We start from the raw sequence: 8,665 nt of genomic DNA on the forward strand, positions 1-8,665 counted from the left end.
GAGCGGGTCGCGGCCGTCGTCTCCCGGGGCGGGCGCCCGGACCTCGCGGGCGGGGCACTGGCGCGCGTGACCGCGCCGACGCTGCTGATCGTCGGCGGCGAGGACCACGTCGTCATCGGCATGAACCGCGCCGCGTACGAGCGCCTCGCCGGCGAGAAGGAGCTGGTCATCGTGCCCGGGGCGACGCACCTGTTCGAGGAGCCGGGCGCGCTCGAGGAAGTCGCCCGCCTCGCGGCGGCGTGGTTCGTCCGGCACCTCGCCGCGCGGGGCGCGGCGGCGTGAGCGCCGGGGCGAAAGGAGGGGACATCGTGGGGAAGATCCAGGTGCTGTCGCGCAGCGAAGAGGCCTTCGCCGACCGCCGGGAGGCCGGCCGGCTGCTCGGCGCCGCGCTCGAGCGCTTCCGCGCGCAGCGACCCGTCGTGCTCGGCATCCCCCGCGGCGGCGTGGTCGTGGCCGCCGAGGTCGCCGACCACCTGGGCGCCGAGCTGGACATCGTGCTCTCGCGCAAGATCGGCGCCCCGGGCAACCCGGAGCTGGCCATCGGCGCGATCGCCGAGGACGGGCACCCGTTCCTCGACGACGCGATCGCCGCGCGCCTCGGCGTCTCCCGGGGATACATCGAGCGGGAGGAGCGTCATCAACTCGGAGAGATCGCGCGGCGGGTCGAGGTCTTCCGCAAGGTGCGTCCGCGGATTCCGCTGGCGGGCCGCGTCGTGATCGTCGTCGACGACGGGCTGGCCACCGGCGCGACGATGCAGGCCGCCCTGTGGGCGGTGCGCCGCGACCGTCCCGGCTCGGCGATCGTGGCGGTGCCGGTCGCCGCCGAGGACACGATCGAGCGCATCGCGAAGAGCGCCGACGAGCTGCTCTGCCTGCGTGCGCCGTGGGACTTCGGCGCGGTCGGCCGGTTCTACGACCGGTTCGACCAGGTCGAGGACGACGAGGTTCTGGCGATCCTCGAGCGCCACCGCGCGGCGAAGGGGGTCGGCGCGTGAGGCCGGGCGCCGTCCGGGAGGCGGACGTGGTCGTCGCCAGCTGCCGCGCGGCCGCCGCGTTCGCGACGGGCCTGCGCCGCGCCAGCGCCCGTCTGCCGAAGGCCCGTGGCCGCGCGCGCTTCATCGACGGGGTCGACTACTCCTTCCCCGACGGCGAGGTCGGGGCGCGCCTCGACGCCGGTGTGGACGGCTGCGACGTCTTCCTGCTGCAGTCGCTCGTCAGCCCCGGCGCCGCGGGCGGGGTGCAGGAGCAGGCGCTGGCGCTGCTGGTCGCCGCGCGCGCGTGCCGCGAGTGGGGGGCGGCGCGGGTCACCGCCGTCACGCCGTACCTGGCCTACGCGCGGCAGGACAAGCCCACGGCGGGCGCCCGCGAGCCGACGACCGCGAGGCTCTTCGCGGACCTGGCCGCGGCCGCCGGCATCGACCGGCTCGTGACCTGGCACCCCCACTGCGCGCAGGTCCACGGGTTCTTCGCGCCGCTGCCGGTGGTCGCCCCCGATCCCCTGGACGACTTCGTCCACGCGTTCGCGCGCTTTCGCGGCCGCGGCGACGCGATCGCCGTCGCCCCCGACGCGGGCGCGGCGCCGCTCGTCGGGCGCTTCGCCCGCGCGCTGGGCCTGCGCAGCGCCGTCGCGATGAAGCGCCGGCCCGAGCGCGGCCGGGCGGAGATCACCGAGATCGCCGGCAACTTCACGGGCGCGCGGGTCGCCATCGTGCTCGACGACATGATCAGCTCGGGGTCGACGCTCCGCGAAGTGGCGCGGGCGCTCGCGGCGAAGACGTGGGTCGAGGAGATCCGCGTCGCGGTCTCGCACAACCTCTGCCTGCGCGAGGCACGCGAGACGCTGGAGGAGCTTTACCACAGGGGGCGTCTGGCCGCCGTCTCGGCCACGGACAGCATTCCCCAGACGGAGGAGTTCACCCGGCTGTCGTTCTTCGAGGTGCGGCCGCTCGCGCCGCGCTTCGCGGCGCTGGTGCTGGCCTCAGTCCTTCTTCCTTGAGCGCTCCAGGCCCGCCTTGAGCAGCTCGCCGAAGGTCCCCATCGAGGCGGGCGGCCGGTTGACGTAGGCCGCGGCCTCGGCCTCCGCGGCCTTGAGCGACGCGGGCGAGAGGGAGACCCGTCGCTGGGCCGGGTCGATCTCGTCCACCGTCACCGCCAGTTGCTGGCCTTCCTTGAGCACCTCGCGGGGGTGGTTGATGCGCCGCCCCTCGCCGAGCTTCGAGATGTGCACGAGGCCGTCGATCCCCTCCTCGAGCGTGACGAAGGCGCCGAAGGTCGTCAGGCGCGCCACCGTGCCCGTGTGCGTCGAGCCGGGAACGTACTTCGCGCCGGCCTTCTCCCAGGGGTCGGCGAGGCGGGCGCGCAGGCTGAAGGTGAAGCGCTCGCGCTCCCAGTCCAGGCCCTTGATCGCGACCTCGACCTCCTGCCCGATCTTGAGCAGCTGGCCGATGTCGCCGGTGCGCCCCCAGCCGGCCTCGGAGACCGGCAGCAGCCCCTCGATGCCGCCGATGTCGATGAACGCGCCGAACTCGCGCAGTCCCGTCACCGTCCCCTTGACGACCATGCCCTCGCGCAGGGTCCGGCGCAGGGTCTCGCGCTGGCGGCGCCGCTCTTCCTCCAGGATCGCGCGATGCGAGACGACGATCGAGCGCCCCTTGTCGCGGAACTCCGTGATCCTGAACTCGAGCGTGCGGCCGACCGCCTCCTGGGGGTTGTCCTGCCGGCGCAGCCCCAGCTGCGAGAAGGGGCAGAACGCGCGCGCGCCGCCCGCCAGCCTGACGTCGAAGCCGCCCTTGATCTCCGCCTCGAGCCGCCCCTCGACGGGGATGCCGGCCTGCCACGCCTGCTCGAGCTGGGCGGTGCCCGAGCCGGCGCCGCCGACGCGCGTCGTGAAGCGCAACTCGCCGTCCTCGCTGCCGAGGTAGTAGACGTGCAGCGTCTCACCGGCGGCGACCGTCGGGCGGCCGTCCGCATCCAGCAGTTCCTTGACGTCGAGGACGCCTTCGCCCTTCTGGCCGACGTCGAGGAAGACCCACTCGGCGCCGACCTTCAGGACCTTCGCCGCCACCCGCCGCCCCGGCTCGAGCGCGGCCGGGCGGGCGAGGCTCTGCTCGAGGAGCGTCGCGAAGTCCTCCTCGGGTTCCTGCTGGCCTTCCCGGTCGTCCGTCTGGTCGTCAGCGTCAGTCATGGCCGCACATGAAACCGCCCTTTCTCCTCTTTGTCAAAGGACGCGGGCGGATCGCCGGAGCCGCTAGCGCCAGTCACGGCCGCGGGGCGGGCGCCGGAAGCCGCCGCCGCGACGGTCGAAGTCGTCGTGGTCGCGGTCCCAGCGGCGGTCGAAGCGGCGATCGAAGCGCAGCCCGAAGCCGCCGCCCCACCAGAACGGGCCGGGCCAGTACGAGTACGGACCGCCCCAGAAGGGATCGCCGTACCACGGCCCTCCCCAGGAGTAACCGTACGGTCCCCACCAGTCCCCCGGGTACCGGTAGGCACCGGGCGGGACGTACTGCGGCTGGGAGTTCGCCCAGGCGTCGGGCAGGCCTTCGGGGTTCAGGAACTGCGGGAAGTAGATCTGCGCCACCGCGTCGCTGCGGATCCACCCCGTCTGGCTCTCGCCCGTGGCGACCTCGTACCAGCCGGCCTGCCTGCCCTTCATCGGCAGGACCGTGCGCCGGGCGACCCGGCCGATCTTCTCGGCGTCGTCCTTCGGCGCCGCGAGGATGTCCGCCTCGGGGGCGGTGACGATGACGTACTGCTCCGGCTGCGCAGCGCCCCCCCTGGCCTCGGGCGCGGGAGCGTACCCTTCCGCGGCGGGCGCCGCCGCCGGCAGGACGAGGGAGGCGGCGAGCAGGGCCGCCGCGAGCGGGAACCAGAGGGTCTTCATAGGGGCCTCCTTCGTTGAATTCAAGGGAAATCTTTGTCCGGGAGGGATGGTTGTCAAGGGGAGGGACCGGTGCGGCGCGCGGGTGTAGAATGAACGCGAAAGCCGCCGCCGTTGCCGGACGGCGCGCATCCTCCGGCGAAGAGGAGAGAGCCATGTCACACCGCAGCTCCGGTTCCGCCGCCGTGCTCGCATCGGCGCTCGCGCTCGCCTGCGCCGCCGTTCCCGTCCGTGCCGCGACGCTTGCGACCGCAGAGGCATCGTGGCAGGCGCCGGCGGGCGTCACGCTGTCGCTCGGCGCGGGCATCGGGGTGCTGGAGGGGACCGCCTTCGAGCGCTCCTACGCGCCCTGGCTGCGCGAGTTCAAGCTCAGCGAGCTGAAGTGGGACCTGAGCGACGTCGCCATGGCCGGCATCGAGGGCACGGCGACCATCGGCCGGTGGGTCCGCGTCGGCGGCACCTTCTGGGCGGCGGTGAGCGACGGCGACGGCGGGATGGTCGACCGCGACTGGCTGCTGCGGGACTCCACGGCGGACAACCAGTGGACCCACGAGTCGCGGCACCCCGACACCACGGTCGACAAGGGGTGGACGGGCGACGTCGACGTCGACGTCCGCGCCTTCTCGGCGGGCGCGCTGACGGTGCGCGGCGTCCTCGGCTACCGCCAGGACGTCTGGGAGTGGAGCGCGCGGGGCGGCACGTTCATCTACACGGTGGACGCGAACGGCGACGGGCTCATCGGCCCGGACGAGTTCCGCTCCCGCCGCGGTTCCTTCCCGGCCGGCCGGCTCGTCATCTCCTACCGGCAGGAGTACCGGGTGCCGTACCTGGGGGTGGTGTGCGACGGGGCGTTCGGGCCGGTGCAGGTGCAGGGCCGCCTGCTCTACGGCCCGTGGGTGAGCGCCGAGGACCACGACTTCCACGCCCTGCGCGCCACGACCTTCGACGGGGAGTTCACGGGCGGGGAGTGGCTCGGCACCGGCGTCGCCGGGACGTGGCACTTCGCGCCGCGGTGGTACGCCGTCGCGGGAGTGGAGTACGAGAAGTACGGCGAGCTCACCGGCGACGTGCTGGTCCGCTCCCCCGAGGGCGCCGCCCTCTACGAGGACGGCGGCGGCATGGAGCTGGAGACGGTCCTGGTGCGGCTCGGCGCCGGCTTCCGCTTCTAGCCCGCGGGGCGGCGCTAGGCCATCGCCTCCGGCCAGAGCGCGCGGGCGTCGTCGCGCAGGCGGTATTTCTGCACCTTGCCGCTGGCGGTCATCGGGTAGCCCTCGACGAAGGTCACGTACTTCGGGATCTTGTAGTGCGAGATCTTCCCGCGGCAGGCGTCGCGCACGTCCTCGGCCGTGAGCGCCGCGCCCTCCTTGAGCCGGATGAAGGCGCCGACCTCCTCGCCGTACTTGCGGCTGGCCACGCCGACGACCTGCACGTCGAGCACCCCGTCGATCCGCAGGAGGAACTCCTCGACCTCGCGCGGATAGACGTTCTCGCCGCCGCGGATGATCATGTCCTTGAGCCGGCCGGTGATCGCGAGGTAGCCGTCGGCGTCCATCGTGCCCAGGTCGCCGGAGTGCAGCCAGCCGTCGGCGTCGATGACCCGGGCGGTCTCCTCCGGCTGGTTGTAGTAGCCCTTCATCACGTTGTACCCGCGGCAGACGACCTCCCCGTGGGCGCCCGGCGCGCAGTCGGCGCCGGTCTCCGGGTCGACGGTCCTGACCTCGATGCCGGGCATGGCGCGCCCCACGGTCTCGGTGCGCCGGCGCAGGTCGTCGTCGACGCGCGTCTGCGTCAGCACCGGCGAGGCCTCCGTCAGCCCGTAGCAGATCGTGATCTCGCCCAGGTGCATCAGCTCGATCGCCTCGCGCATGGTCTTCACGGGGCAGGGGCTGCCGGCCATGATGCCCGAGCGCAGGGTGGAGAAGTCGAACTTGGCGAAGAGCGGGTGGTCGAGGATCGAGATGAACATCGTCGGCACGCCGTTGAGCGTCGTCGCGCGCTCCTTCTCGATCGCGACCATGACCTGCAGCGTGTCGAAGGTCTCGAGGATGATCATCGTGGAGGCGTGGCTCACCGCGGCCAGCACGCAGAGCACGCAGCCGAAGCAGTGGAAGAGCGGCACCGGAATGCAGACGCGGTCGGCGGCGGTCAGGCGCTGGTGCTCGCCGATCCAGAAGCCGTTGTTGAGGATGTTGTGGTGCGTGAGCATCACGCCCTTGGGGAAGCCCGTCGTCCCGGAGGTGTACTGCATGTTCACGACGTCGTGGGGCGACAGCTCCGCCTGCCGGGCGCGGTAGTCGGCGTGGCTGGTCATCGCCGCCAGCGCGAGCAGCTCCGGCATCGAGTAGAGGCCGCGGTGCTTCTCGGGGCCGAGGAAGAAGGCGCGCTTGAGGTGCGGGAAGCCCGGGGCGGCGAGCCGCCCGCGCTCGTGCTGGCGGATCTCCGGGACGACCTCGTGGAGCGTGGCGAGGTAGTCGATGTCGCGCCAGCCGCCGATGAGGAAGATGTTCTCGCACTCGGAGTGGCGCAGCAGGTACGAGAGCTCCGCGGAGCGGTAGTTGGTGTTCACGGTCAGGAGCACGGCGCCGATGCGCGCGGTCGCGAACTGGAGCACGACCCAGTGCGGCACGTTCGTCGCCCACACGGCGACCTTCTCGCCGCGGCGCACGCCGAGCGCCATCAGGCCCCTGGCCACGCGGTCGACGAGCGCGCCGAACTCCCGGTAGCTCCAGCGGACGTCGCGGTCGGCGTAGACGACGGCGTCGCCGTCGGGGTTCTTCGCGATCGCCTCGTCGAGCAGCGCGCCGAGCGTGATCTCGCGCAGGATCGGCCGGTCCACGCCCTTCGACCCCGCGGTCACTGCGGGAAGTAGAGCACGGCGTAGATCTCGGCCTTGCCCGGGCCGATCGCGCCGACGTGGTGGGGGACCACCGAGTTGTAGTAGATGCTGTCGCCCGGCCCCAGCTCGTGCCGCTCGGCGCCGTGGCGCACCTCGACGCGGCCGCTGTGAACCACGAGGAACTCCTCTCCCTCGTGCGAGGAGAGGGCGGGCGCGCCCTCCTCGGGGAGCAGCTCGATGAAGAACGGCTCCATGTGGCGGTCGGTCTTGCCGCGCCCGAGCGAGAAGTACCGCGTCGAGGCGGGCGAGCCCGAGCGGTCGTGCATCGAGAAGTCCTCGTGCCGCCCGGCGAGGCGCACGATCAGGGGGTCGGCGATCGCGTGGTCGTCGAGGAAGGTGCCGAGGCGCACGCCGAGCGCGCGGGAGATGCGCACCAGCGGCCCGAGCGTCGGATAGAGATCCTCCTCCTCGACGGCGCGCAGCAGCTCCGGGGAGAGCCCCGTGCGCTCCGCCAGCTCCGCGATGCCGACCTGCCGCAGTTCCCGGTACTTCCTGACGCGCGCTCCCAGCCCCGCGTTCGCCATCTCCGTGCGACCCTCCCCCAGGCCCGTGTTGCCGACCGATTCTCGCGGGTTTTGCCTAAAAAACCCGGGGTTTTGTAGTCTCTCGCGCCCCGGCTGTCAACGGTGGTTTTCGCACGTCCGGGTGAGGTAGAGTAGCGCCCGCCGCGCCCCTTCTTCCCGGGCGCGGATTGGAGGGAGAGCATGAAGGAGCAGATCCGCAAGGTCGCAGCGCGCGTCCGCGAGCTGCGGGAGATCGCCGGAGTGCCGGCGGACGAACTGGCGAGCGAGCTGAAGGTCTCGGGTGCGGAGTACCGCGCGTTCGAGGACGGGGCGGCCGACATCCCGCTCGGCGTGCTCTGCGCCATCGCCGCGCGCTTCGGCGTCGAGCTGTCCACGCTGCTGACCGGCGAGATGCCGCGGCTGCACGTCTACTCGGTGGTCCGCGCGGGGCAGGGGCCCTCGGTGGAGCGGCGCACGGAGCACCGCTACCAGAGCCTGGCGCCGAACTTCGCCCACAAGCGGGCCGAGCCGTTCATCGTCACGGTGGACCCGGCGCCGGCCGGGGGCGGCGCGCGCCCCGGCGCGCACCCCGGGCAGGAGTTCCACTACCTGCTCGAGGGGGAGCTGGCCGTCGACATCGGCGGGCACGAGGTGCTGCTGCACCCCGGCGACGCGCTCTACTTCGACGCCGGCCTGCCGCACACGCTGCGGGCGGCGGGCACCGCGAGCGCGCGCCTGCTCGCCGTCGTCCTCTAGGAGCGGCCCCGTGGAGATTCTCTCGCGCTTCCTGCCGCGGGCGGAGTTCTCGTCGTACGACGATTTCTTCTCGAACTTCCGCGTCGAAGTCCCCGCCGGCTTCAACTTCGCCTTCGACGTCGTCGACGAGCGCGCGGCTCGGACGCCGCAGGCGCCCGCGCTGGTCTGGTGCGACCCCGACGGGCGCGAGGCCGCGTTCACGTTCGCCGACGTGAAGGCGTGGAGCGACCGCGCGGCCAACGTCTTCGCCGCCGCCGGCGTGAAGAAGGGCGACGCGGTCATGCTCGTGCTCAAGCGCCGCTACGAGTACTGGTTCGCGCTGCTGGGCCTGCACAAGCTCGGCGCCGTGGCCATCCCCGCCACGCACCTGCTGCGCGAGAAGGACATCGTCTACCGCGTGCGGGCGGCGAAGATCGGCGCGATCGTCAGCGTCGGCGAGCCCGGGCTGCTCGCGCACGTCGACGCGGCGGCGGCGCAGTGCCCCGAGCTGCGCGTGAAGGCGCACGTCGGCGGCGGCGCGCGCCCGGGGTGGCTGGACTTCTCGGCGGCATCGTGGTTCATGGCTCTTCTCCGGTAACTGCCGCGACCTGCACATGCCTTCCTTCGACGCTTGTCACGTACTCAACCACGATG

At 72.6% G+C, this 8,665-nt stretch carries 10 protein-coding genes; 6 read left to right on the forward strand and 4 right to left on the reverse strand.

Annotation, left to right across the window (positions count from 1 at the left end; all coding sequences use genetic code 11):
• The 3 genes from VI078_14260 to prs all read left to right on the forward strand — a co-directional run.
• Positions 1-282: alpha/beta hydrolase (locus VI078_14260; protein HEY6000448.1), on the forward strand; the 282-nt coding region annotated here is incomplete at its 5' end.
• Between the two features lie 26 nt (positions 283-308).
• The gene (locus tag VI078_14265; GenBank protein HEY6000449.1) at positions 309-995 is read left to right on the forward strand and encodes a phosphoribosyltransferase family protein; all 687 of its coding nucleotides are present in this window, start codon (positions 309-311) and stop codon (positions 993-995) included.
• The gene (gene prs / locus VI078_14270; GenBank protein ID HEY6000450.1) at positions 992-1,996 is read left to right on the forward strand and encodes a ribose-phosphate diphosphokinase; all 1,005 of its coding nucleotides are present in this window, start codon (positions 992-994) and stop codon (positions 1,994-1,996) included. The genes VI078_14265 and prs overlap by 4 nt, the downstream gene beginning before the upstream one ends.
• On the opposite strand, the gene rpsA is transcribed toward prs, so the two are convergent.
• On the reverse strand, positions 1,979-3,184 hold the full coding sequence (gene rpsA, locus VI078_14275) for a 30S ribosomal protein S1 (protein HEY6000451.1): 1,206 nt from the start codon (positions 3,182-3,184) through the stop codon (positions 1,979-1,981). The genes prs and rpsA overlap by 18 nt on opposite strands.
• A 63-nt stretch (positions 3,185-3,247) precedes the next feature.
• The gene (locus tag VI078_14280; protein HEY6000452.1) at positions 3,248-3,880 is read right to left on the reverse strand and encodes an SH3 domain-containing protein; all 633 of its coding nucleotides are present in this window, start codon (positions 3,878-3,880) and stop codon (positions 3,248-3,250) included.
• Between the two features lie 152 nt (positions 3,881-4,032).
• Here VI078_14280 and VI078_14285 point away from each other — a divergent pair, with 152 nt between their 5' ends.
• On the forward strand, positions 4,033-5,046 hold the full coding sequence (locus VI078_14285; protein ID HEY6000453.1) for an omptin family outer membrane protease: 1,014 nt from the start codon (positions 4,033-4,035) through the stop codon (positions 5,044-5,046).
• Positions 5,047-5,060: 14 nt separating this feature from the next.
• Here the strand turns inward: VI078_14285 and VI078_14290 are convergent, their stop codons facing one another.
• Both VI078_14290 and VI078_14295 read right to left on the reverse strand, forming a co-directional pair.
• Complete coding sequence (locus tag VI078_14290) at positions 5,061-6,713, reverse strand: AMP-binding protein (protein ID HEY6000454.1); 1,653 nt, start codon at positions 6,711-6,713, stop codon at positions 5,061-5,063.
• Positions 6,714-6,730: 17 nt separating this feature from the next.
• A complete protein-coding gene (locus tag VI078_14295; protein HEY6000455.1) occupies positions 6,731-7,297 on the reverse strand; it encodes a cupin domain-containing protein in 567 nt (188 codons plus the stop codon).
• A gap of 180 nt (positions 7,298-7,477) precedes the next feature.
• On the opposite strand from VI078_14295, the gene VI078_14300 reads away from it, so the two are divergent.
• A complete protein-coding gene (locus VI078_14300; protein ID HEY6000456.1) occupies positions 7,478-8,032 on the forward strand; it encodes a cupin domain-containing protein in 555 nt (184 codons plus the stop codon).
• 10 nt (positions 8,033-8,042) lie between these two features.
• The gene (locus VI078_14305; GenBank protein HEY6000457.1) at positions 8,043-8,609 is read left to right on the forward strand and encodes an AMP-binding protein; all 567 of its coding nucleotides are present in this window, start codon (positions 8,043-8,045) and stop codon (positions 8,607-8,609) included.
• The last annotated feature ends 56 nt before the right edge of the window (positions 8,610-8,665 follow it).

Source organism: bacterium (assembly GCA_036524115.1).
Lineage (GTDB): Bacteria > JAUVQV01 > JAUVQV01 > JAUVQV01 > DATDCY01 > DATDCY01.

Coding starts and splice junctions, on each gene's coding strand:
- rpsA (HEY6000451.1), bottom strand. CDS start 3,184: ATGACTGACGCTGACGACCAGACGGACGACCGGGAAGGCCAGCAGGAA.
- VI078_14280 (HEY6000452.1), bottom strand. CDS start 3,880: ATGAAGACCCTCTGGTTCCCGCTCGCGGCGGCCCTGCTCGCCGCCTCC.
- VI078_14285 (HEY6000453.1), top strand. CDS start 4,033: ATGTCACACCGCAGCTCCGGTTCCGCCGCCGTGCTCGCATCGGCGCTC.
- VI078_14295 (HEY6000455.1), bottom strand. CDS start 7,297: ATGGCGAACGCGGGGCTGGGAGCGCGCGTCAGGAAGTACCGGGAACTG.
- VI078_14300 (HEY6000456.1), top strand. CDS start 7,478: ATGAAGGAGCAGATCCGCAAGGTCGCAGCGCGCGTCCGCGAGCTGCGG.